Genomic DNA, 23,380 nt, shown 5'->3' with positions numbered 1-23,380 from the left:
TTAAAGAAATGACAGTCCATACTAATGTTAGGTCTTCTTTTTCCATATGATTGAAATAGATCAGAAGCATTCGGAATCGGAGGGATTACGTAATGGACATTGTTATAGAGATGAATGGAGTCAGCAAATTATATAAGGATAAGAAAGCGGTAGATAACATTAGTTTCAACATTGCTAAAGGATCGATTACAGCGATTCTAGGACCCAACGGAGCAGGTAAAACAACGGCGTTAGGAATGTTATTGGGGCTGTTAGAGCCCACTGAAGGTACAGTGAAAATATTCGGACAACATCCGAAAGATAAAGCGGTACGTGAAAAAACTGGTGCAATGCTGCAGGAGGTAAGTGTCATGGACCGGCTAAAGGTTCGGGAGATCATTGCTCTGATCCGTAGCTATTATCCACAGCCTATGGATATGGAGTTTCTAATTAAGGCTACGGGACTTGTGCCAGCGGATTTGAATAGATACGCCGAGAAGCTTTCGGGCGGTCAAAAGCGTAGTCTGGGCTTTGCACTGGCACTGGCGGGTGATCCGGAGCTGATCTTTTTTGATGAACCTACGGTTGGGCTTGATATTACTTCACGGCGGCTATTCTGGGATACGGTTCGTGGACTTGCGGAGCAAGGAAAGACGATTGTGTTCACGACGCATTATTTACAGGAAGCAGAAGATATCGCGGATCGCATTCTGTTGTTCAGCAAAGGCCATTTAGTTGCGGACGGAAGTCCAGATGAGATTAAATCGCGGATTGTGAAGCGTTCGGTGTCCTTCCTGCCTGTAGGTGATCGATCCGAATTACGCAAAAGCCTGCTGGAACTAACCGCTATTGAAGATTGCTATGAAAAAGAAGGTCGAATTCATGTAACGACAGATGATACGGATGAAGCGCTGCGAGCGATTTTTGTGACTGGACTTCCCGTGAAGGATGTTCGGATCGATCAGGGACGCCTGGATGACGCTTTTGAACAATTGACTTTGAACCAAGAGGAGGCTATTTCACGATGAGATTAATTACTGTACAGTGTAAAGCGGAAATGCTGCGTATCATCCGTAATCCCTATTACGTGTTCTGGTCGTTACTTATGCCAATTATGTTCTACTTCATCTTCACCCGAGTGGTCAATACAGGCAGCGATGACCCGACGTGGCGCGCTCACTATCTAATGTCGATGGCAACCTTTAGTGTGATGGGCTCAGCGATTATGACGCTTGGTATTCGTTTGGTACAAGAGCGAACACAAGGCTGGACTACCTTTATTCGGATTACCCCGCTACCGGGTTCTGTCTATTTCTTCGGAAAAATGTTCGGACAAACGATGATGCATCTGTTTTCGGTCATTTGTATTTTTGCCGCAGGATATTTTATCAATGGCGTTTCCTTATCTGCGGGTCAATGGGTGCTAAGCGGGTTATGGATTCTGATCGGTTCCCTTCCATTTTTAGCGATTGGTACGCTTGTGGGTGCTATGAGACGGGTGGACACAGCTAGTGGAGTGAGCAATGTGATTTATATGGCTCTTGCTGTAGCGGGGGGCATGTGGATGCCGATTGAGATTTTGCCACGATTAATGCAGAAGATTGGTCATTGGTTGCCTTCTTATAACTATGGAAACGGGGCGTGGGAGATTGTACGCGGTTCCTACCCAGAGTGGAGTAATGTCTTGATTTTGCTCGGATATTTGGTAGTTTTTATGTTACTATCGGTTTATATCCGAAAAAAACAGGAAGCGGTGTAAAGGAATGACCAAGCGTGGACAGTTCCAGTTATTTCCGAGAAGTCAGGGGTTTTTCCCTTATGTATGGGCTGTTTATCTAATTTTGCCCATCCTGAATTTGCGCGGGGAGACTGGAATGAAGCTCATCCTGGGTGGGATGATGATCACGGTGTTTGCCATCAGCTATAGGGAGTTGTATTGGGTTCGGGGCGGCGTGTTTAATGTTTGGTTAACGACTCAAATGGTGATCATCGCGGTGCTTAGCTTGTTCTATACGCCCTTTAATCTGTATATGGGCTTTTTCACCGTGAATTTTATAGCTTATTATACGGAGAATAAAGGGTTTAAAATTGCATTTACTTCTTTTGTTGTCATGGTACTTTCGGTGCTGGTCTTAGTAGGCCGTGAGTTGGAATGGATTAGTATTATGTTTTTAATCCCGTTTATCGTTATTATGCTGATTATGCCATTCGGCGTAAGATCCATGCATCAGCATCAGAAGCTGGAGAAAGAGCTAGATCAAGCTAATGAGGTGATTAAAGAGTTGGTGAAGCGTGAGGAACGCATGAGAATCGCTCGTGATCTGCATGATACGCTTGGGCACACTTTATCCTTGATTACATTAAAAAGCCAACTCGTTGAGAAGCTGGTGACCAAAAATACGGAGCGAGCACAGGAGGAGGCGAGAGAAATTCAGCGTACTTCGCGGGCTGCGCTCCGTCAGGTGCGTGAGCTAGTATCGGAAATGCGTGCGATCTCAGTAGCTGAGGAGCTGGCAGAGGCCGGAGAGATGCTGCGCACGGCAGAGATTGCCTTAGAAGTGGAAGGCGATCTCTCGCTGGAGGGAGTATCCGACCTGACGCAAAATATTCTCAGCCTCTGTATCAAGGAAGCGGTGACTAATATTGTGAAGCATAGTAGAGCGGATAAATGCTTCATAGGCGTGGCGAAGACCACCGGAGAAGTTCGAATTACAGTTAAGGATAACGGAATTGGTCTACAGAACGGTGAGAGATGTAGCAGTGAGTTTAATGATGGAAATGGCATGAAGGGGATGGCGGAACGTCTATCCCTGATTGACGGCTATCTGTCGCTAAGCTCAGAAGAGGGTCAGGGAGCTACGTTGATCGTTGCTATCCCTCTAATCGTAAAGGGAGCAGCAGGGGGTGAAACTGCATGATAACCATTGTTATAGCGGAGGACCAACGTCTGCTCCGGGGAGCTATGGCTTCACTACTCGATCTTGAGGATGATATCGAAGTGGTTGGAGAAGCTTGTGACGGGGCCGAGGCGTTAGCTTTAATCGACAGGCTTCAGCCGGATGTCTGTCTCATGGACATTGAAATGCCGTTCAAGAGCGGACTGGAGGTTGCAGAAATATTGCGGGGGAAGGGCTCACGGACCCGAATTATTATTTTGACGACCTTTGCCCGTCCGGGGTATTTCGAGCGTGGAGTGAAGGCTGGTATACAAGGGTATTTGTTGAAGGACGAGCCTGTAGATAAGCTAGCCGAATCTATTCGCCGTGTTATGGCTGGACATCGGGAAGTATCACCTGAGTTAGTTTTTGGCAGCCTGCGGGAAGAGAATCCACTCACAGCACGGGAGCGAGAGATCTTAAAGCTGGCTGGCGCTGGGCAAACGGCGGGTGAAATCGCTATTTCGCTACACCTTTCTTATGGAACAGTTCGCAATTATATCTCTGAAATACTCAATAAGCTGGAAGTGAAAAGTCGAATTGAAGCCGTACGGCTGGCAGAGGAAAAAGGCTGGATTTGAGGGGAGAAGGGTATCGTTATGCAAATATTTCTCATTCGTCATGGTGATCCGGATTATACTATAGACGATCTTACGGAATTCGGGCATCAGGAAGCGGCAGCATTGGGGAAACGTATGGCATCTATCGGTCTGGATGAGCTGTATGCTTCACCACTGGGTAGAGCACAGTCAACAGCCAGTTACGTGGCCCAAGAGACGGGACTTGTAATTCAGACAGAACCTTGGACTTGTGAATTGGATTGGACAGAGGTCATGTTGGATGGACAAATGGCGTCTATATGGGATAGCCCCGGAGAACATATTAGCGAGCTGTCGAGTGGAAAGAGAGTATGGTCTGATGAAACAGATCATTGGCTGAAACAAGAAGAATACAGATTGAGATTCAGTGAATTACAAGCTGCTTCAGATGAGTTCTTGCGTAGACACCACTATAAAAGAGAAGATGGCCTTTATCGTATCCTCGAGCCTTCTGCCAAGAAGATTGGAGTAGTATGCCACGGTGGCTTTGGCCTCGCATGGCTAGCCCATTTGTTGCAGATTCCTTTAGCCTTGGCTTGGTCCGTATTTTGGCTAGCGCCAAGCTCGGTAACGACGATCTTGTTTGAAGAGCGCAGTGAGCACTTTGCGGTTCCAAGATGTATTGGACTGGGAGATGTCTCCCACCTGTATGCTGGTGGTATGAACTATCGTCCAAGAGGATTGATGGGCAATCATGTTTGAAGTGAATGATTAAGAGCTTCCTATGGAGTGAAAGGCCATCCCGCAGAGGATGGCTTTTTTTAAAATATAAGAAAGTATAAGTTTGACACCATACATTATCCTTCTATTTATGCATAAACGCTTACCGTCCTTTAGGGACACCGAAGGCGTTTTTGCTTGCATATAAGACTCGTGCCCCTTGCCCATTTTCTGGTTTTCACTTGCTATTGTGCTAACGGACTTAGATGCAGCTATTTGTGCATTTTAAGCCTTTTGGAGGAAGTTGCGGACTCGAGAGATCTTATTTGGCATAAATAGAGGGATATCGTGCTATTTTAGCGATATAAAGTCTCTGAAGTCCGTTAGCATCCCAGAACAGCGAAATTGTTACGAATAAGGGCTGTGGTGTCCGAACGCAATTCTGATCGCAATAAAGCTACATTTGCAGAGAGCAGCAGCAGCTTTCTCATGAAATGGTCCACTAATTTTGGTTTTGAGCCTACTTTATCTGAAATTCCACTCTTCAACGCGGATTTAATTTCACCTGCGAACCTTTACCGCCTGTCTGGATGCCAGTGTCCCTCGTTCCGACTTCCTTCAGGTCAGTCACTAGTCGCTCGATCACGGCCTTGGAAGCGGCGGATTCTTTGACGCCGGATGCCTTCACGACTAATTGTACTGGCTTACCGGAGCGGAGATGCTTCTCTGCCTGACGAAGCTTCGTATCGTAATCATGCTCTTCAATATGAGCAGTGAAGCGCAGTTCCTTGACCTTCTCCTTGCTGCCCCCTTTTGCTGCGTTGCCTGCGCTCGCCTTGCGTGTTGCCGCTGCTTCCTTCTGTGCGGCAGCTTTTGCCTTGCCCTTCGCGGTCAGGCTGCAAGGTGGCGGGTTGCTCATTAGCGAGGTGCATACGAGATCGGCACCTGCTGAACGAGCCATTGCCAATGCCTCTTCTCTGGACACAATGCCTAGCTTCTCACCTCTAAGTCCAGTAAGCACTACTTCGGACGCTCTAATTTGTTCGTTGATTAATACGGCCACTTGGATGAATCCTCCCTGAGAACGATGATATAGCTATCATATATGGAACTAGCTTGTGGTTCAAATATTGAATACCTCATCCGTAACCTTTGGGAACTTCACTGGCACTTGTATATAATACGGAAGAAGGGAGCGGGGGAAGATGTTTCAATATATCGAAGAGGCTAGGCAAGGAGACCGTCAAGCTTTTGAACAGATCGTTAGGCATTTTACACCGATGGCAAATGCAGTAGCGTACGAAAAGCTGCATGATTATCAATTAGCGGAAGATGCAGTGCAAGAAGCCTTCACAGAAGCCTTTTTACATTTGAATAAATTACAAGCAGTAGAAGCGTTCCCGGGTTGGTTTAAAGCTATTGTGGCAAGGCAATGTTATCGTATTTTACGAAGAAAGCAGCATCCTGCATTACCCTACGATGAAGCTGTGCAAGCGACAGAATCCTCATTTTCTGTTGCAGACATCATTGAGAAAAAAGAAGCCCAGCGACTCGTACTCGAGTCTATAGCTGCATTAACGTCCAATATGCGGATCGCCGTTCAATTATATTATTTTCAAGGATACTCTTTACAAGAGATTGCTGATTTCTTAGGGACTTCGGTTTCGGTATTGAAGAAGCGTCTTTTTGATGCTCGCCGCAAGCTGAAAGGTGCACTACCTGTAGCTGATGTTCTTTCTGTGTTCAACCAACTGTACGAAGGAGGAAAAGGTGTGCTTCATATAGTAAATGGAGATGTAGTGGGAGATAAGCTGCGTCAAGGAATCGTGAAAGGTGATGTACTAGTATGGAGAGAGGTATATTCTCATGGGCCGGTCTTTTTAGAGCCTACAGAAAAGGATAACCGCGTAGTACGAGCGCAATATTTGGAGCAAACGATGGGGATTCCGCAGATGGAATTCATACAGGGCAGCGAGAGTCAGGAAAAAATATTAGCTGACTTTCATAAATATGAAGAAGTGGTGTTATGGTTCGAGCATGATCTATTCGACCAGACGATGTTATGCTACTTGCTCCATTGGTTCTCAAAGCAGAGGAAGGGATCAACGAAGCTAAGCTTATTGTGCATTGGAGAGTATCCGGGAATTGAGTTATTTCGGGGTCTTGGACAGCTATCTGTGAAGCAAATGGAAACTTTATCGGGAACATGGAAGTTAATCGGAGACAAGGAGCTAGAAGTTGGCCAAGCACTCTGGGAAGCATATGTATCACCGAATCCAGAATCTTTGCAACAATGTTTAACTACGGATACGTCAGCTTTACCATTTGCACATGACGCTTTCGAGGCGCATTTATCGCGTTTCCCATCTACATATAATGGACTGGGGATTGTAGAACAGACCACGCTGGAGATGATCCTTACTGGAATTAACGCTCCGTATGAGTTGTTCGCAAAAGTAGGGGATAAGCTTCACATCTTAGGCATGGGCGATCTGCAATTTTGGCATATTCTAAGAAAGATGGCAGAACAACCGTATCCCTTGCTGCAAGTTGATGGTTCAGAAGAATTCCCTGGCTATAAAGAATCATCGATGCAACTTAAAGACTGCGAGCTTGTATTAACAGAGCTAGGCAAGAGCGTAATGTCTGGAAAAGAGGACTGGGCCGAAAAGAAAGGGATCGATGAGTGGTATGGAGGGGTGCATCTGCAAGGTGTAGATCCGCGTTGGCGATGGAATTTGTCCTCGCAAACGATTCAATAAAATAGAATCTCAATGTCGAAGAGGGGGCTGTCTCAAAAGTAGTGAGTGCTACTTAGGGTTAGCCCCTTTGATTGAGAGTAATCAGGGAAAAGCTCCCTAAAAAATGTTGGGAATTGCTTTAAATGAATGAAATCAGGGAATTTCTCCCTGAAAATAGGGGTGATGTCAATGTTTTTCAACAAATTGGTTGAATTTTAGGGAGGATTTCCCTAATTGTTAGTCTAATAAGCAGAATGCCGGAATAATTAGGGAGGAATTTCCTAATTATCTGTCAGAGCCCACGTTTCTCTGCTTCAGCACTTAATGAGGGCGCTCCGTAAACGGAGTGTGGTTACATGCTCTTGCCAAAACGTGCTGAAGTCAGCCGCAGTGGCTTCCCTTCAATTATTATTCATAAACGTCTTATGATAAGCATTACGATACTGGGTTGGCGTCATGTTCTCGTATTTCCGAAAGAGTCGCATGAAATATTTATCGTCGGTAAAGCCCGTCTCTACGGCGATGTCTCTCACGCTTAGTGCCGTTCTGGTCAGAAGCTCCTTTGCTTTGCTTATACGTACCGAATGAATATATTCGAGTGGCCCCATGGAGGTATGCTGCTTAAACAGCCGAGCTAAATAATCTTTGTTGTAATTAAATTTCTTCGCGATGATCGCCACGGTAAGAGGTTCGCTTACATGTATTCTTGTCCATTCGGCGATTTTGACGAAGGTGACGTCTTGCTGCGCGCGAATCAGTTTGGTGGTAAACGGCTGAAGGGCGTGCTCGGACAGCTCAATTAAGAGTGAGGTCATCAAATAATTAACACTGGAATAGGTTAAATACCCTGAATTGGCTACATGTAGGATTTGACTCGCTAGAATATGAATCCGGTCACTATGTTCGATTCGTATGAGCTGCGGCAGATATAGGTCGAGTACGGACCATAGGCGCTGCGGGCGCGAAAAAATTTCTTCAGCCTCCGCTTTCATTTCTTCCCCACTCAGCAACGTTCCCTCACTAGTTAATTCAAAATGGAACCAATAAAATTTAACCCCAGGTCGCGACTCTCTATATCCGACATGCGTGCGATTAGGCATGAGCAGGAGGGCTTCCTCAGGACCGACCTCGAATTGTTTGTTCTCCTCACTTAAATAGACCGTTTCGTTCACGCCAATGATTAGTTCGTAGTTGCCCATAGCACGCTCGACATGCCGCCATGGGGACTCAGAGATAAATTCACCTGCCGCCGTAAAATGAACAGGTACATCTGCACTTGTCTTCAAATAGGTCATGCTGTCCTCCGCTTCTCAATAAGTCGGGTTTGTTCACTGTTTGTCTGACTGATCTACCGACAAATCAACGATAGGGTGTTATCTTATGGATACAAATATACACTTGTCAGCTAACCTAGACAAGATTGCGAGGGAGCGATTTCTTTGAAGACGCAAGCTTTTGAGCTAAATAACGTACGAATTGAGTCTGGCCCACTTCTCCATGCGATGGAGTTAAATACTGCTTATTTACTCAAGCTGGAGGCTGATCGGCTACTGTCGCGTTTTCGTGAATATGCTGGCTTGGAGCCCAAGGCAGCTCATTATGAAGGATGGGAAGCTATGGGCATTAGTGGTCATACGCTAGGCCATTATATATCTGGATGTGCGTTAATGTATGCCTCTACGGGGAATGAAGAGCTGCTTACACGCGTGAATTATGTAGTAGATGAATTAGAGCAGTGTCAGGAAGCGCATGGCAATGGATTTATTTCCGGCATTCCTCGTGGTAAAGAACTGTTTGAGGAAGTGAAGATAGGCGATATTCGCTCGCAGGGCTTTGACCTTAATGGCGGCTGGGTTCCGCTGTATACGATGCATAAGCTGTTCGCGGGTCTTCGGGATGCTTATCGTTTGGCAGAAAATCAGAAGGCATTGGTTATTGAAACGAAGCTGGGGCTGTGGCTTGAGGATATATTTGCAGGACTTAATAAAGATCAGATCCAAGAGATGCTGCGCTGTGAGTTTGGTGGTATGAACGAGGCACTCACTGATTTGGCAGAGGATTCCGGTGATAATCGTTTCCTCGCCTTAGCTGAAAGCTTTTACCATGGAGAAGTTCTTAATGACCTTACCGAGCAAAAAGATACGTTAGCAGGAAGACATGCCAATACTCAAATCCCGAAGATTATTGGAGCGGCAAGACAGTATGAGGTAACGGGACAGGATCATTACGCAGGCATCTCCCGCTTCTTCTGGGATCGGGTCGTAAATCATCATTCTTATGTAATTGGTGGCAATAGCTATAATGAGCATTTCGGCGAACCGGATAAACTGAATGATCGGCTGGGCGAAGGCTCCTGTGAGACGTGCAACACCTACAACATGCTGAAGCTGACGAAGCATATGTTCCAGTGGGATGCGTATGCGGCGTATGCGGATTACTATGAAAGAGCGATGTATAACCACATCTTAGCTTCACAGGAGCCGGTAGATGGACGTGTGTGTTACTTCGTTTCGCTCGAAATGGGTGGACATAAATCTTTCAATTCCCAGTTTGAAAGCTTTACGTGCTGTGTAGGCTCAGGAATGGAAAGTCATTCTATGTACGGCTCGGCAATATACTTCCATAGTGAAGATGAGCTGTATGTCAATCAGTACGTACCTTCAACAGTGACTTGGAAGGAACAAGGCATTCGTTTGAAGCAAGAGACGAAATTCCCAGAAGAGGGGCAAGGTGTACTGCGGATCAGTGCAGCGCAACCAACTAAGTTTACATTGAAGCTAAGATATCCTTATTGGGCTGAGCAAGGCTTGAGCGTTAAAGTAAATGGAGAAGACATTCCAGTGAATGTTGGCCAATCCAGCTATCTTACTCTGGACAGAGAGTGGCAGGATGGAGACGTTGTTGCATACGATATTCCAATGTCGATAAGAATCGAAGCGATGCCGGATAATCCGAATCGAATTGCGTTCCTCTATGGTCCACTTGTGCTCGCAGGTGATTTTGGGCCTATAAATGCAGAGGTCAACAGCGATCGCGCCCTTGCTTCCGTATTAATCGGAGATCGGGACACACTGACGGGCAATCTAATCCAGTCTATCGTGAGCAAAAATGTGTTCCGGATGAAAGGTTTAGGATATACAGGAGATCATGAGCTTCGTCCATTCTACCCTATGCATGATCATCGTTATTCCGTGTATTGGGATTTATTCACGCCGGAGGAGTGGAAGCTGGCAGAGGCTGAGTATCGCGAGGCGATAGAAAATAACCTGCTGCTTGAGCAGCTAACTGTCGATTCGGTACAACCTGCTGAGATGCAGCCTGAACGCGACCATCATTTCGAAGGGGAGTATGTGGGCTTAGGCAAAATCCACAATCGCAAGTATCGGGATAGCTGGATCAATGGCTGGTTCTCTTTCACGATGGAAGTATTGCCAGAAGAGCAAGTGGATCTGGTGGTCACATACTTGAAGTCGAACGATACTTCGGTGGCCTTCGATATTATGGCGGATGGAGAGCAACTTGGGTTAGGAGCTCTTGAGTCTGAAGAGATGAACGAGCTGGAGACCCTTCGTTACGAACTTCCGCAAACGATCACGAGTGGCAAATCAGCGGTTACGATCAAGTTCGCTTCGCATGAAGGATATAAGGTTGGTCAAGTGGCTGGACTGCGTATCGTTAAACGTAATTCTTGAATAATAAGGCTTTGAGAATTATAATAGGAACAATTCTTTTAATTGAGGTGAAATGGATGTCTTTCCGTACCGTTACAAGGAACTAGTTATCGGGCTGGGTAAAACGCGTACCAGCTATCATGGGGGTAGTCTATCCTTTTGATTACACTAACTAGAGCTTTGAACGGTGCCCAGGCAGCTATTTCTGTAGAGTCAGGCACTTAACTATTTAACTTAGAGAACCGTTTATTTGTGGATGGTTTTTAACAGTTGGATGGTGAGGGTTGCCTGGCTTTTTTGCATTCAATTGAAAGAGGGGGAGAACGTTATGTTAAAAAAGAGTCTAGCTCACCTGAAATGGTGGATATGCGGTTATATTTTATTGGGTTTTACTATTCAGCTATTGAGTAGCTTAGGGATTGTAGTTTTTCAAAAAATAGTAGATAAGGCAACGGTGATGGGCAGCTTTGGTGAAATATCCAATTTAATAATAATATATGGGGCTTTGCTGGCTGGGGTAGTGATCCTAAATTATGTGGACGAATACCCTAGTGTGTATTTATCGAACAGTATAACGGAGAGATTAAAGATACTTGCACTGTCCAAAATATCCAAAATCGACTATCAAGCCTATCAGGATATCGGCACAGGGCAGATGATTAAAGTGATTGAGAACGGGGCAGCGGCTGGAAACAGCATGATCTTTTCTTTTTTTCTCAAAACATTACATGAGCTATTGCCCACTCTTCTGTTCAGTCTAATCTTTATCAGCTTCTATGATTTAAGGATCATGGTAGTTATTGCAGCTGGTTACGTGGTCGTCTTTCTGATAACAAATCTGCTGTTGAAATTTCTGTATGCCATGAAGGCTACCATTCTCCAAGAACAAGAAAAGATGTCCAGATTCTCTATCCGTGGGTTTATGGAATTGGTTGTCTTCAGAACTAACAAAAGATATGAGAAAGAGATCAATAAATTAAGTCAGTCGGCGCGAACTATCATTCATAAAAATGCGCAGCTACAAATGATCCATGAAGCTTTTTTCGCTATATTCGAGTTATTTGTTACGGCAATTAAAGTTGTTGTCCTGATTTACGGTGTGAAAAGCATTGTCGCAGGTGATAGCTCACTTGGTGTTGTGGTCGCATTGTTCATGTTTATTGATAAGATTTACTCGCCAATTGCCATCTTCAATGTTCTATTTGTAGATTACAGACTGAATAAAGTGACCTACAGAAGATTTGAGGAATTTATTGATGCCCCAGAAGATAGAAACCTGGAGACCGGAGAAGTTATAACTGAGATCCACGGCAATATTGACTTTAAGGAGGTATCCTTCGATTATGGGCAAGTGAAGATACTGAACAACCTAACCTTTTCGCTTGCGCGGGGAACTTCCGTTGCCATTGTAGGATTAAGTGGAGGCGGGAAATCTACCCTGGTTAAATTGATTGTGGGGTTATTGAAAAAGAACAAGGGTGAAATCTTACTAGATGGCATAGATATCGATGATATTGATTTGAATAGCTACTATGATCATATCTCCTACTTATCACAAGACACGCCGATTTTCGATGCCACTATAAGGGACAATATTTTATTTGATGAGGATACCTTATCGGATGAAGAGCTGTATGAGATTTTGGGAAAAGTTCATCTGCAGGAAAAAGTACGTCATTTACCTGACGGTTTAGATACTTTCGTAGGTGAAAAAGGGGTCAAATTATCAGGCGGTGAGAGACAGCGATTAGCTTTTGCCAGAATCATTGCCCAAAAAAGAAATGTTCTAATTCTAGATGAGCCGGTGTCGGCACTTGATAATATTACGGAGCAAAGTCTCATGGAGACGATTTTGCAGGAATTTAAGGACAAAACCATCATCATTGTTGCCCACCGACTGAATTTTATAAAAGACGTTGATAAGATACTGGTAGTGGATCAAGGCTCGGTTGTGGGTGAAGGGAAGTTTGAGGATTTAATAGAGCATTGCGAAGCTTTTAAAGCGTTATGGAGTAGGAAAATTTCGTTTACAGATTAATGGTAAATTGTTAGACTCTTCTAAAAAAAGAGGTGCAATCTATGGCTTGGCCAACACATATTGTAGCGGTAGGTGGATTCGCAGAAAATGAACAAGGAGATATCCTTTTAGTGAAAACTCATGATGGTGGATGGGTATTTCCTGGTGGACAAGTAGAGGTCGGAGAGAACCTAATGGATGCATTAATTCGAGAGATTAAAGAGGAAAGTGGAATAGATGTCACGGTTTCTCAATTGATTGGTGTGTGTTCGAATACAGGCATTCATAAATGGTATGACGGTGTGACGGATGTCCCGACTAAGGTCATGTTTGATTTTATCTGCAAGCCTGTGGGTGGAGAGCTATGTACGTCAGAGGAAACCTCTGAAGTGATGTGGGTGGCAAAAGAGAAAGTGCTTGATTGGATTACACAACCGGCTATTCGTACCCGCTATCAAGCTTATTTGGATTTCGATGGAAATACGAGGTATATGGATTATGTAACTGGAGATACGTTTGAAGTTAATTTGGATCGAACGGTGTAATTAAGGTGTACTATTTAACGGAGGAAAAACTGCTCGCTGGGTTGGATTTGGTCAGCCTAGGGGCAGTTTTTTTGCGAAAATATAGGGTCTTTCAAGGGGAAGATCAGCATAGTGTGCTCAAGATGCTGTGGATTGACTAATCAGTAACAATAGACGACAGATAAACCTGCCAAAGTACATCTTTTTATGACACTAGGCTGGTAGAATCACTGATTCCTGCAAATCAGCAGGTATTCTTGCTCTAGAAGAAGCCTTCAAGCCAAAAGTGAGGATATACCTGCACATTTGCAGTTTTTGGTTTGCATGATGAGGCTATCTGTAGAAAAAGCTGCACTATTACAGGTTTCACTAGTCCAACGAGAGGGGCAGCAGGACGATCAAACCTGCTAGGAAAAAATTCCGATTCAGGACACTTCCTTGCCGCGATTCCGATAAGCCTCCCCAGACCATTAATACTACATCGTATAAGGATTTTGGCGGATCATCTGAATAAGGTTGTCCGCAGAGGCTGATAAAGGTTCGTTTTTCCGCGTACAGATCGCAATGATATTCTTCAGATGTATGCCTTCAACATAAACTCGGCATAACTCTCCACGTTCTACATATTCACGTACAACGAGCGAAGAAACGAAGTTCGCGCCATATCCGGCGGTAACTGCTTGGATCGCTTCATGTAGTCCATTAAATTGCAAAGAGATCGTGGGAGCAGGTGTGTTGTATGTACGGCATAAAGATAATAATCTCTCCCTTGTCGAACTACCTTCCTCACGCATGACAAAAGGCTCCTTCATCATATCGGATAAAGAAACTTGCCGATTCGCATAGCGGTGATGGGGCGCGACCACAAACCATAGCTCATCCTGAAATAACTCCTCTGTCTGGATCGTATCTGGATATGCCTCGGCAATCCCTCCGTAAATCGCCATATCCACATCTACATTTAACAGCTGCTTCAGAGCATCACTTGAATTGGTGGTGGTAATCACCATTTCCACTTGTTCATATTGTTGTTTGAACTTTGCGATCCAGGTAGGGATAAGGAAGTGAGCGGGCAAATACGTCGCGGCTAGACGAATACTTCCATTCGTGCCGTTAACGTAATCTTGAGCAAATTGTTCGATCTGCTGTTCGACAGCGAACAGTCTTTTGGCGAGTAATGCAAGCTCTTCACCCGCATTCGTTAACGCGATCCCTCTTCCTTGAGGCTTAAATAGGGCGAAGGATAGTTCCTTTTCGAATTTCTTGATCTGAGCTGTAATCGCAGGTTGACTGATATTTAAAGCTTCTGAAGCGCGTGTCACACTACCCATTGATGCGATCACATGGAATAAGCGCAAGGCATGTAGATTCATGATTAAACTCCCATCGTCGTTTGATTCATATATTAAATATATAATTTAGATTTAAAGATATATTATATTTATGATTATAGCTGATTTACAATACAGGCATAAAGATGAACTTGAAATCAAACTTGAACTTGAATTTGAGTTTGAATGTGAATTTTTAGTTAGGGAAAGGGAGTGACGAAGAGGAGGTTTGGAACTGTAGGAGCGTAGCGATCGCCTTTGTCTCCAGATTTCAACCATGAATAGTGGTTTAATTAAAGAAATCTGGAGACAACAGCGGCCGGAAGTCCAAACACTCCTCGTAGTTACGACCGATCCCAAATTACTGGAGTTTAATATTAAAACCCAAAGGAGAAGTGATAAATATGAATCAAACGACTACATGGGATAAAGTTGACCAGTACATTACAGAACGTCTAATTCCGCATGACTCCGTGCTCGAGGAAGTATTGTCCGCCAATCAACAGGCAGGACTTCCGCCTTTTGATGTTTCACCTAGTCAGGGTAAATTCCTTAACCTATTGGTTCAAATGAAAGGTGCACGTCGGATTCTGGAGATTGGCACCTTGGGTGGGTACAGCACGATTTGGATGGCAAGAGCGCTCCCGTCGGATGGACACATCGTTACCTTGGAGCTAGATCCATCTCATGCTCAGGTGGCTGGAGCCAATTTCTCGCTTGCTCAGGTAGATAATCTGGTAGAGCTGTGTATTGGCGATGCTTTGGGGCAATTGTCTCAGATGAAACAAGAGGGTGTGGAACCCTTTGACTTTATATTCATTGATGCAGATAAACCGAATAACCCTAACTATTTACAATGGGCGCTTCAATTCTCCCATCCTGGTACGGTGATTATAGGCGATAATGTGATTCGTGAGGGTGAGGTCATTAACAAGAATAGCAAAGATCCTCGTGTAGTAGGCGTACGGGAATTTTATGATCTGTTAGCAGAAGAGCCTAGGATTTCGGCTACTGCCATTCAGACGGTGGGAAGTAAAGGATACGATGGATTTGTATTGGGGATTGTGAATAGCTGATTTATGTATTGCAATATCCAACAATTGTAATATAATCTATTGAAAATCCAATAGTGAGAGGTACCTCCTATGCAACCTACATTTGAAACACAAAGGTTAGTGCTAAGACCGTTTCAATCAACAGATGCAATTGAAATTCAAGCGCTTGCTGGGGATATAGAGGTAGCTAGAACAACTCTATCTATTCCCTATCCATATCCTGATGGAGCGGCTGAATCTTGGATTAGTAACTGTAGTAAGCGCGCAGACGAAGGGGATGGATTTCCTTTTGCTTTAATAAGTAAAGAGAGCAACGCCCTAATGGGTTGTATGAGCCTAAATATAGACAAATCGCATAGAAGAGGTGAACTTGCTTATTGGGTAGGTAGACCTTTTTGGGGAAACGGCTATGCGACTGAAGCGGCTAAGCGATTAATCGACTTTGGATTTGAAGACCTCGTATTAAATAAAATATGGGCAGCGGCAATGACTAGAAATCCTGCTTCCTCTAATGTTATGAAAAAAGCTGGGATGAGATTTGAAGGAGAATTTAAACGGCATATTTTAAAATGGGATAAATTCGAGGATCTAGTCTTTTACGGGTTAACTAAGATTGAATATGAAGATAGAGAATAAGAGGTATGATAACAAAGAGGGTGCTCCTAAGCCATGCTGGCTTTTGGAACACCCTCTTTGTTTTAGAGCGACTCTTTAATCACCTTTTTGTAATAGAAAACGGACAATACTGCAAAGATCGAATACAAAGCGGTGTAAAGGATCATCACCAGAATCATTGGTGTCATAAGCTCTGTACCGAAGAAGAACCAGCCGGATTTAACGGCAAAGTAGCTGTGAAGCAGACCTATGACTAATGGAATCCCGAAATTGAACAATTGTTTCATCTGAATCCCTCTAAGCAGATCACCTTGCGTGAAACCAAGCTTTCTTAGGATCGTGTAGTTGGGTTTTTCGTTCTCGCTCTCATCCATTTGTTTAAAGTAAAGAATGCATCCGGAGGTAATCAGGAAGGTTAGCCCCAGAAAGGCAACGATAAACATGATGAGTCCCATATTTTGCTTTTGATTGTTTTTCGTCTCCAATTGAGAGTCGTTAATGCTTTTATCTTTAAATTTCATGCTCTGAAATAGATCATTAGCCTGTTCAACGCTTGCCCGATCTTTCATATCGATTCCGATATTCACGGAGTAGTCCCTTTGAATGGCTGGGTCCAGATCCTTCTTTAAGCGGTCGAAGATGGTTTCGTCTACAATAGCAACCGGTAAGCCACCTGTGAAATACCCTAAAATAGGGGCATTCTTATCTACTTTTTTATAAGCTTGCGGAATAACTTCATGCGCTCCCTTAAATTCAATGGGACCTTCGTCTTTTAGAGAAATCAGATTATCCATTGCACTACTTATCTTTGTAAAATAGGCCTCATTTGGTGACAGATTCATGCCTTCAAGTGCATTTTCGCTAATAACAGAAAAGGGCATGATATTAGAGATCATACTGGATCCCTTTGGATTGTCACCCAGAACCTTCTCCACATTTACATCAACCTTAATGACTTCTGTCTTTTTTTCTGTAAACACTAAATTGTTCGCAACTAACGCCTCTTTAAATTGTCCAGCATCCTTGATGTCAGTAAGAATGAAATCAGACGGGACATAGAGCTTCGCAGATTTCTCAGCAGAGTAGAATGAAATATAGCTCAAGGATAATAACCCCAGCGCAAGCGCCGATACCGTAGTAATGATGGTTAATAATACGGCATTTGATTTCATACGAAACATAATGGAGGAGAGAGATAACACCTCATTAATGTTCAGGTACCCGTTTTTCTTTTTACGAATGATATGAAAGATAAAGCTTACCGAGCCTTTATAAAAAAGATAAGTCCCAATGATAACTGAAGCCAGAATAATGATCATAGATACAAATAGCTTATTCATCGATGTGAGATTTCCACTAAATAATGTTGATGAAATGGTATAGCCTACTGCAATCAATGCGATCCCGGCGATTCCTATAATCATTTCAAAGATGGACAGCTTTTTCACGTTGCCTTCTGTGGTTGAGGTCACCCGGAATAAGGATAGAATGCTTTGTCTTTTAATAAAGCCATAATTCATCAGCATGATTAAGAGATAGATTATAAAGAATACAATCAGCGTTTGGATCAGGGCTGGGGCAGAAAAATGAAGGGAAGCTATCGCATCGATCCCCATCGTTTTAAAAAGAATCATGAGGATTAATTTTGAAACAGAAAAGCCTACGGCTATCCCTAGAATTAAAGAACCAAAATATAGTATGAAGTTCTCGGCAGTAAGAATACGGAATATTTTACTTTTGGTCATCCCAATTAACTGAAATAGTCCGATTTCTTTACCACGTCGTTTAATGAAGATGGTGTTAGCATATAACAGGAAAATCGATACAATCACGACTAGTAAGACCGAGGCGGACTTGATTGCTGCGCCCCCTTTGATCGAGCCTTCTACCGCATCCATCGAGGGATCGTACTGCAATGTAACAAAGGCGAAATATAAGGCCACGCTAAAGACGAGAGCAAACACATACAGATAATAATTTCTAATGTTTTTTCGCAGATTTCGAAGCATCAGTACATTAATGCTCATTCTGCACACCACCCAATACACCTTGTGTTTTTATAATGTCGTTGAAGAAGACTTGTCTGGATTGTTCCCCTTTATTCAATTGCGTATAGATCGTGCCATCCTTTATAAAAATAACTCTACTGCAATAGCTAGCAGCTACTGGATCATGCGTAACCATAACTATCGTTGCTTTTCGTCTTTGATTTAGTTCACTTAGCTTATTTAACAAATCAGAAGCAGATTTAGAATCCAAGGCTCCGGTAGGCTCGTCAGCAAAAATAATGCTTGGATCATGAATGAAGGCCCGAGCAGCGGAGGTACGTTGTTTTTGCCCCCCAGAGATTTCATTCGGGTACTTATTCTTTAACTCTAAAATCCCCAGTTCCCTCGCGACGTTTTCGAATTTTTCATTGGCGATTTTCTTGGGGGTGTTGGTGATGGATAGCGGTAACAAGATGTTCTCCTTCACCGTCAGCGTGTCCAGAAGATTGTACTCTTGAAAAATAAATCCTAAATGATTTTTCCGAAATTCAGCTAATTGCTTTTCTTTCATATTGGAGATTTCATTACCTTCGATGGTAATCGATCCGTTGCTGATCTGGTCAATTGACGAGAGCACGTTAAGTAGCGTCGTCTTTCCTGAACCGGAAGATCCCATAATCCCAACAAATTCGCCTTCTTCTATAGAAATATCCAGTCCGCTTAATACGGATTGTTTGTTTAATTTATTTCCGTAGCTTTTATGAATTTTAGTGGCTTCTAGAATTGCCATAATGATTCACTCCCCTTTTGTTTCTTGTATAGCCTTATTATAAAAGGCTTTCCTGTTCTTATCCTTCGATTGCCCGAACAAAATGAAAAAGCATGTGACATTGTTGTCACACGCTTGAGAGCTTCACGAATTCATTTTTAAGTGGAAACGTTAAAGTGAACGTCGTCCCTGATCCGAGCTCAGATTGAACTCCGATGACGATTAATAAGGGCTGCGCTGCTTTTTTGGCTAAATATAATCCCATGCCTGTGGCGGCATTGTCACGATGCACCGTGGTGGAGGTAAAGCCTCTTTCAAATATGCGAGGCAGATCCTTTGGATCTATCCCGCGTCCATGATCCTTCACCTCAAGAACGATATGCTCAGCTTGCTGATAGCTATTCACTGTAATATCTGAGGCTTCACTATATTTTACAGCGTTGGTTAGGAGTTGTCTGAGGATAAATGCCAGCCATTTGGCATCACTAAGCACTTCAGCTACTTCCAAGTTCAGTTCAAAGCCAATGCCCTTCTGAATACACCAGGATTGCAACGTCTTAATCTCCCCGAAAATAAGCGTCTCTAAATCGATATGTTCTATATACAAATCATTCTCGATAAAGGGAATTCTCCTTTGATGGAGCTGTTGATCCAGTAGAAGATGAATTCGCAGCCATTCATAGGTCAGATGCTTCTTCATTACATCATCTTCAATTCGCTCAATCATTAGATGCATCGCTGTCAGAGGGGTCTTCACCTCATGAATCCACGACAACAGTTCATCCTTCTCTTGCTCTAACGTCATTAGATTATTCGAAGCTGCCCGTTTTAACAATTTAGCTTGATTGGTCATGCTCTCTTCAATAATTTGCTCAAACGGGCTTTCGGGAGTGGCGATACTTGTTAAATCCAGATCATCATCTCGCTCAGCTAAGCTCTTATAGAACCTGGTTTCCCTGGGATAGCGAAGGATTAAGAACATCACGAAAAAGAGCATCGACAAGGAGACCAGATAGAGAACCGAAGAGAGTGGGATGGACGGATCCATGTAGGTGACAAAGAGTATAAATAGATTGGTAAAGAGAACTAGGATGATCCAGCTGCTTCTTTCCAAGAGATACTTTTTAATCATAGTGATTCCTCTTCGATGGCCATATACCCTTGTCCAACCTTCGTTTCAATGAAAACACCTAATCCAAGTTCATCCAGCTTCTTTCGCAGCCGATTTACATTGACAGTAAGGGTATTGTCACTAATAAAACGTTTATCATCCCACAATCTGTTAATTAGCTCCTCGCGGGTGACAATTTTATTCTTGTTCTCAATCAGCAATTTCAATATGAAAATCTCATTCTTCGTAAGCTCTAGCGATCCCGCATCATTGGTCACTAGGTTTCGTTCATAATCGACGGTTGCTCCGCACCATGTTTTGAGTTCGATGTTATCCGTATTGTAATTGTACACACGCCGTAGGATTGCTTGGACCTTGGCAATAAGTACATCGAAATGGAAGGGCTTTTGGATATAATCATCGGCTCCAAGCTGCATGGACATTACCATATCCGTCGGATGATCCCGAGAGGATAAGAAGATAATTGGAAGGTTAGAGTGAGAGCGAATCATTCGGCACCAATGAAATCCATCGAATTTTGGGAGCTGGATGTCGATTATAACTAGATCAGGTTTGATCTCTATAAATTCCTGCGTCACATTACTGAAATCTTGAATGCCATACACTTCATAAGACCACTGCGTAAGTCGCTCCTTGATCTCATTAAACAGCGTTGTATCATCTTCAATTAATAAGAGCTTGAACATAGGGGTCACCACACTTTTAGTTTGTTACAAGAATTTGTGTTACAGCATTTTAGATAATACTGCCTGATAATGCTCAAACTCTTTCGTATCATTCAGCTTGGGGCATGTCTTTAATGATAACAGGGCACTTTCAATTAAGAACTGTCTTGGTTCCTTGTTGTGCATGATTTCTTCTTGAATAAAGTACAACAGCTTTAGATAGTTAGTGAGGTTCGCATCATCGGGTGCACATGATCTCTCGATAATTTTCTTCAAGCTTATTGTCGCAAAGGATAAATCATTATTGAAGAAATCACTATATTCGGCTGCGGGCAACAATTTAGTCACGTGATCGGGCGAGATAAGCTGAATTTCCTTTTCACTTACGTCCACCACAATCGTTTGAATAAGAATAGTGCAATAATCAATGATTTGCTTAGAGGTGATGACTTCATTCATCGCACTATTGATTTGCAGCATATGTTGCATGATTCCGGTAAAAATGATCGCTCCGTCCAGTAAATAGGGTTTCTTATCCGCAGGAAAAATATGAAGGAAACGTTCATACACCCAGGTTAAGAAGGTGAACTTAGTTTTTTTGATAAACGTAATTAAGTCTGGATCATTGGAGACCAGAGCATCTTCTACGAGCTGTAGCATTTTGTTGTTTTTATTAATTTTCATAACCAGCTGAACCTGTTCGGCAAATATCCCAATGTCAGAAGGGTCTTGACCAATGAGCAGAGAATTTCGCCCTTCTTCAAGACGATCGTGAATAGACGTGAATACAGCTTTAAAGAGATCCCCTTTGGAAGGGAAATAGTTATAAAAGGATCCTTTAGAGATCCGACTATGATTTAAAATATCCTGAATGGATGTGGCGTGGTAGCCTTTTTCAATAAATAATTCATGTGCCTTAAGAATAACTTGCTCTTTTCGTTTATTTATCATCTGAGGTGCCCCTTTAAGCTGAACTCTTTGTTCCAATATAGACTAGCTTATATTTTAACGTAATACAATTTCAATTTTAAATAATTTTATCTTGCCAAGTAGGAAATAAGAGAGTAATATATTCTACACTGGATTGTAACTTGAGTCCATTTTTGAACTGATAGTATGATTATAGAATGGAGGATTCCAAAATGAAAGCAAAAGAAAATAAAGCATCCTACGGGATTTTGGTAATCCTTATGATTGGTGCATTTGTTGCTTTACTGAGTAATACACTACTCAATATAGCTTTACCATCGATTATGAAGGATTTTGATGTCAGTGCCTCAACGGTACAGTGGCTATCAACGGGTTATATGCTAGTGAACGGGATCATGATTCCTTCAACGGCCTTTTTAATTCAAAAATATACCGCTAGACGATTGTTCTTAATCGCCATTGGATTATTTGCGATAGGGACCTTTATCGGAGGATTCGCACCAAACTTCCCTGTATTATTGATTGCCAGAATGGTTCAAGCTTCAGGGGCCGCAATTATGATGCCATTATTAATGAACGTATTGTTCACCACCTTCCCACCTGAAAAACGTGGCTCGGCTATGGGAATGTTCGGATTGGTAATGATTTTTGCACCAGCTATCGGTCCTACATTATCTGGATGGATTATCGAGCATTATGAATGGCCTGTTCTATTCTTTATGATCGCACCGATCGCTGTATTGGTATTCGTTCTCGCCTTCTTCAAATTGCATGATCCTAAAAAAGATGTGGCTATTAAGATTGATTTTCTATCTGTACTTTTATCAGCGATTGGTTTCGGGGGTCTTCTATACGGCTTCAGCTCCGCTGGGAATAAAGGATGGGATGATCCAATGGTCTACTCCACCCTTATTATCGGGGTCATCGGATTAGTGATATTCATTCTGCGTCAGATGAAGATGAAGGAGCCTATGCTTAACTTCAGAGTGTACAAATATCCAATGTTTGCTTTATCCTCAGCGATTTCGATTACTCTGAATATGGCAATGTTCTCGGCGATGATGCTAATGCCGATTTACTTGCAGAATATTAGAGGGATTTCACCGCTGGATTCGGGACTCCTAATGTTGCCTGGTGCGTTAATTATGGGGGTTATGTCACCAATCACAGGTAAATTGTTCGATAAATTCGGCGGTAAAGTATTAGCACTAATTGGTCTAGCTATCGTTGTGATTAGTACGTATTTCTTTAGTGATTTGACCGAAAACACTAAATACTCAACACTCATGATTCTTTATTCTGTGAGAATGTTTGGGATTTCAATGGTTATGATGCCTGTTATGACTAATGGCCTGAACTCCATTCCAGCTAAATACACGCCGCATGGTACAGCCATGAACAGTACGATTCAGCAAGTCTCGGGCGCGATTGGCGGAGCATTGCTCGTAACAATTATGTCCAACAGTACCACTTCACATGTGAAGGATATGGTTGCTGATGCTGTAAGTAAATTAACGACTAAGCCTTCGGCAGATCAATTGCTTGGTATCCAAAATCAAGTCATTGCGAAAGCAACCATTGAGGGGATTAACGATGCATTCTTAGTGTCCGTAGGCGTAGCCATCATTGCATTTGTCTTAGCTTTCTTCATTAAAAGAGGGGTACAGCCTAAGGAAACGGCAGAAGAAAAAGTGACTTCCAAGAAAGTAGCTACTAAGCAAGCTGTATCGCATTAGTTCAATGTGATCTGTTAAATAGAAAGGCGCTC

20 protein-coding genes are annotated in these 23,380 nt (G+C 43.0%); 12 read left to right on the top strand and 8 right to left on the bottom strand.

What is annotated here, in order from left to right:
* The first annotated feature begins 92 nt into the window (after window positions 1-92).
* From NSS67_RS00445 to NSS67_RS00425, 5 genes are read left to right on the top strand one after another with little or no spacing between them, the layout of a single operon-like run.
* Window positions 93-1,007 carry an ABC transporter ATP-binding protein gene (locus NSS67_RS00445; RefSeq protein ID WP_339317835.1) on the top strand — a complete coding sequence of 305 codons (915 nt, stop codon included), beginning with the start codon at window positions 93-95 and terminating at the stop codon, window positions 1,005-1,007.
* On the top strand, window positions 1,004-1,738 hold the full coding sequence (locus NSS67_RS00440) for an ABC transporter permease (RefSeq protein WP_339317834.1): 735 nt from the start codon (window positions 1,004-1,006) through the stop codon (window positions 1,736-1,738). Before NSS67_RS00445 ends, NSS67_RS00440 begins: the two co-directional genes overlap by 4 nt.
* A 4-nt stretch (window positions 1,739-1,742) precedes the next feature.
* Entirely contained in the window at window positions 1,743-2,897 is a 1,155-nt protein-coding gene (locus tag NSS67_RS00435) for a sensor histidine kinase (RefSeq protein ID WP_339317833.1), read from the top strand.
* A complete protein-coding gene (locus NSS67_RS00430; protein WP_339317832.1) occupies window positions 2,894-3,496 on the top strand; it encodes a response regulator transcription factor in 603 nt (200 codons plus the stop codon). Before NSS67_RS00435 ends, NSS67_RS00430 begins: the two co-directional genes overlap by 4 nt.
* Window positions 3,497-3,514: 18 nt before the next feature.
* Window positions 3,515-4,216, top strand: coding sequence for a histidine phosphatase family protein (locus tag NSS67_RS00425; protein ID WP_339317831.1), 702 nt, complete (start codon window positions 3,515-3,517; stop codon window positions 4,214-4,216).
* Window positions 4,217-4,718: 502 nt separating this feature from the next.
* Here NSS67_RS00425 and infC read toward each other — a convergent pair.
* Window positions 4,719-5,237 (bottom strand): translation initiation factor IF-3, encoded by a 519-nt coding sequence (gene infC / locus NSS67_RS00420; RefSeq protein ID WP_339317830.1) that lies wholly within the window; start codon window positions 5,235-5,237, stop codon window positions 4,719-4,721.
* A gap of 142 nt (window positions 5,238-5,379) precedes the next feature.
* Here infC and NSS67_RS00415 point away from each other — a divergent pair, with 142 nt between their 5' ends.
* Complete coding sequence (locus NSS67_RS00415; protein ID WP_339317829.1) at window positions 5,380-6,936, top strand: sigma-70 family RNA polymerase sigma factor; 1,557 nt, start codon at window positions 5,380-5,382, stop codon at window positions 6,934-6,936.
* Between the two features lie 380 nt (window positions 6,937-7,316).
* On the opposite strand, the gene NSS67_RS00410 is transcribed toward NSS67_RS00415, so the two are convergent.
* Entirely contained in the window at window positions 7,317-8,210 is an 894-nt protein-coding gene (locus NSS67_RS00410) for an AraC family transcriptional regulator (RefSeq protein WP_339317828.1), read from the bottom strand.
* 144 nt (window positions 8,211-8,354) lie between these two features.
* Between NSS67_RS00410 and NSS67_RS00405 the strand changes: the two genes are divergently transcribed.
* The 3 genes from NSS67_RS00405 to NSS67_RS00395 all read left to right on the top strand — a co-directional run bounded on the left by NSS67_RS00405 (window position 8,355) and on the right by NSS67_RS00395 (window position 13,148).
* On the top strand, window positions 8,355-10,607 hold the full coding sequence (locus NSS67_RS00405) for a beta-L-arabinofuranosidase domain-containing protein (RefSeq protein ID WP_339317827.1): 2,253 nt from the start codon (window positions 8,355-8,357) through the stop codon (window positions 10,605-10,607).
* A gap of 307 nt (window positions 10,608-10,914) precedes the next feature.
* Entirely contained in the window at window positions 10,915-12,624 is a 1,710-nt protein-coding gene (locus tag NSS67_RS00400; RefSeq protein ID WP_339317826.1) for an ABC transporter ATP-binding protein, read from the top strand.
* A 41-nt stretch (window positions 12,625-12,665) separates the two neighbouring features.
* Entirely contained in the window at window positions 12,666-13,148 is a 483-nt protein-coding gene (locus NSS67_RS00395) for an NUDIX hydrolase (protein WP_339317825.1), read from the top strand.
* 455 nt (window positions 13,149-13,603) lie between these two features.
* On the opposite strand, the gene NSS67_RS00390 is transcribed toward NSS67_RS00395, so the two are convergent.
* Entirely contained in the window at window positions 13,604-14,500 is an 897-nt protein-coding gene (locus tag NSS67_RS00390) for a LysR family transcriptional regulator (protein WP_339317824.1), read from the bottom strand.
* 362 nt (window positions 14,501-14,862) lie between these two features.
* Here NSS67_RS00390 and NSS67_RS00385 point away from each other — a divergent pair, with 362 nt between their 5' ends.
* Window positions 14,863-15,534 carry an O-methyltransferase gene (locus NSS67_RS00385; RefSeq protein ID WP_339317823.1) on the top strand — a complete coding sequence of 224 codons (672 nt, stop codon included), beginning with the start codon at window positions 14,863-14,865 and terminating at the stop codon, window positions 15,532-15,534.
* A gap of 69 nt (window positions 15,535-15,603) precedes the next feature.
* Complete coding sequence (locus NSS67_RS00380; RefSeq protein WP_339317822.1) at window positions 15,604-16,149, top strand: GNAT family N-acetyltransferase; 546 nt, start codon at window positions 15,604-15,606, stop codon at window positions 16,147-16,149.
* A 62-nt stretch (window positions 16,150-16,211) separates the two neighbouring features.
* Here NSS67_RS00380 and NSS67_RS00375 read toward each other — a convergent pair whose 3' ends face one another.
* The 5 genes from NSS67_RS00375 to NSS67_RS00355 form a co-directional block, all read right to left on the bottom strand.
* The gene (locus NSS67_RS00375; protein ID WP_339317821.1) at window positions 16,212-18,155 is read right to left on the bottom strand and encodes an ABC transporter permease; all 1,944 of its coding nucleotides are present in this window, start codon (window positions 18,153-18,155) and stop codon (window positions 16,212-16,214) included.
* A complete protein-coding gene (locus tag NSS67_RS00370; RefSeq protein ID WP_339317820.1) occupies window positions 18,145-18,906 on the bottom strand; it encodes an ABC transporter ATP-binding protein in 762 nt (253 codons plus the stop codon). The genes NSS67_RS00375 and NSS67_RS00370 overlap by 11 nt, the downstream gene beginning before the upstream one ends.
* A gap of 106 nt (window positions 18,907-19,012) precedes the next feature.
* Window positions 19,013-20,017, bottom strand: a complete 1,005-nt coding sequence (locus NSS67_RS00365) for a sensor histidine kinase (RefSeq protein ID WP_339317819.1) — start codon at window positions 20,015-20,017, stop codon at window positions 19,013-19,015.
* Window positions 20,014-20,703, bottom strand: a complete 690-nt coding sequence (locus tag NSS67_RS00360; RefSeq protein WP_339317818.1) for a response regulator transcription factor — start codon at window positions 20,701-20,703, stop codon at window positions 20,014-20,016. The genes NSS67_RS00365 and NSS67_RS00360 overlap by 4 nt, the downstream gene beginning before the upstream one ends.
* Before the next feature lie 39 nt (window positions 20,704-20,742).
* Window positions 20,743-21,633 (bottom strand): TetR/AcrR family transcriptional regulator, encoded by an 891-nt coding sequence (locus tag NSS67_RS00355; RefSeq protein ID WP_339317817.1) that lies wholly within the window; start codon window positions 21,631-21,633, stop codon window positions 20,743-20,745.
* A gap of 191 nt (window positions 21,634-21,824) precedes the next feature.
* On the opposite strand from NSS67_RS00355, the gene NSS67_RS00350 reads away from it, so the two are divergent.
* On the top strand, window positions 21,825-23,348 hold the full coding sequence (locus NSS67_RS00350) for a DHA2 family efflux MFS transporter permease subunit (RefSeq protein ID WP_339317816.1): 1,524 nt from the start codon (window positions 21,825-21,827) through the stop codon (window positions 23,346-23,348).
* Window positions 23,349-23,380 lie beyond the last annotated feature (32 nt).

Source organism: Paenibacillus sp. FSL R10-2734 (assembly GCF_037963865.1).
In the GTDB taxonomy this organism is placed as follows: domain Bacteria; phylum Bacillota; class Bacilli; order Paenibacillales; family Paenibacillaceae; genus Paenibacillus_AQ.
This window is presented reverse-complemented; position numbering and strand designations above follow the sequence as displayed.

Excerpts from the sequence above, each read along its gene's own strand:
- NSS67_RS00445 (WP_339317835.1), top strand. The coding sequence starts at position 93 with ATGGACATTGTTATAGAGATGAATGGAGTCAGCAAATTATATAAGGAT.
- NSS67_RS00440 (WP_339317834.1), top strand. The coding sequence starts at position 1,004 with ATGAGATTAATTACTGTACAGTGTAAAGCGGAAATGCTGCGTATCATC.
- NSS67_RS00435 (WP_339317833.1), top strand. The coding sequence starts at position 1,743 with ATGACCAAGCGTGGACAGTTCCAGTTATTTCCGAGAAGTCAGGGGTTT.
- NSS67_RS00430 (WP_339317832.1), top strand. The coding sequence starts at position 2,894 with ATGATAACCATTGTTATAGCGGAGGACCAACGTCTGCTCCGGGGAGCT.
- NSS67_RS00425 (WP_339317831.1), top strand. The coding sequence starts at position 3,515 with ATGCAAATATTTCTCATTCGTCATGGTGATCCGGATTATACTATAGAC.
- NSS67_RS00415 (WP_339317829.1), top strand. The coding sequence starts at position 5,380 with ATGTTTCAATATATCGAAGAGGCTAGGCAAGGAGACCGTCAAGCTTTT.
- NSS67_RS00410 (WP_339317828.1), bottom strand. The coding sequence starts at position 8,210 with ATGACCTATTTGAAGACAAGTGCAGATGTACCTGTTCATTTTACGGCG.
- NSS67_RS00400 (WP_339317826.1), top strand. The coding sequence starts at position 10,915 with ATGTTAAAAAAGAGTCTAGCTCACCTGAAATGGTGGATATGCGGTTAT.
- NSS67_RS00395 (WP_339317825.1), top strand. The coding sequence starts at position 12,666 with ATGGCTTGGCCAACACATATTGTAGCGGTAGGTGGATTCGCAGAAAAT.
- NSS67_RS00390 (WP_339317824.1), bottom strand. The coding sequence starts at position 14,500 with ATGAATCTACATGCCTTGCGCTTATTCCATGTGATCGCATCAATGGGT.
- NSS67_RS00385 (WP_339317823.1), top strand. The coding sequence starts at position 14,863 with ATGAATCAAACGACTACATGGGATAAAGTTGACCAGTACATTACAGAA.
- NSS67_RS00380 (WP_339317822.1), top strand. The coding sequence starts at position 15,604 with ATGCAACCTACATTTGAAACACAAAGGTTAGTGCTAAGACCGTTTCAA.
- NSS67_RS00375 (WP_339317821.1), bottom strand. The coding sequence starts at position 18,155 with ATGAGCATTAATGTACTGATGCTTCGAAATCTGCGAAAAAACATTAGA.
- NSS67_RS00370 (WP_339317820.1), bottom strand. The coding sequence starts at position 18,906 with ATGGCAATTCTAGAAGCCACTAAAATTCATAAAAGCTACGGAAATAAA.
- NSS67_RS00365 (WP_339317819.1), bottom strand. The coding sequence starts at position 20,017 with ATGATTAAAAAGTATCTCTTGGAAAGAAGCAGCTGGATCATCCTAGTT.
- NSS67_RS00360 (WP_339317818.1), bottom strand. The coding sequence starts at position 20,703 with ATGTTCAAGCTCTTATTAATTGAAGATGATACAACGCTGTTTAATGAG.
- NSS67_RS00355 (WP_339317817.1), bottom strand. The coding sequence starts at position 21,633 with ATGATAAATAAACGAAAAGAGCAAGTTATTCTTAAGGCACATGAATTA.
- NSS67_RS00350 (WP_339317816.1), top strand. The coding sequence starts at position 21,825 with ATGAAAGCAAAAGAAAATAAAGCATCCTACGGGATTTTGGTAATCCTT.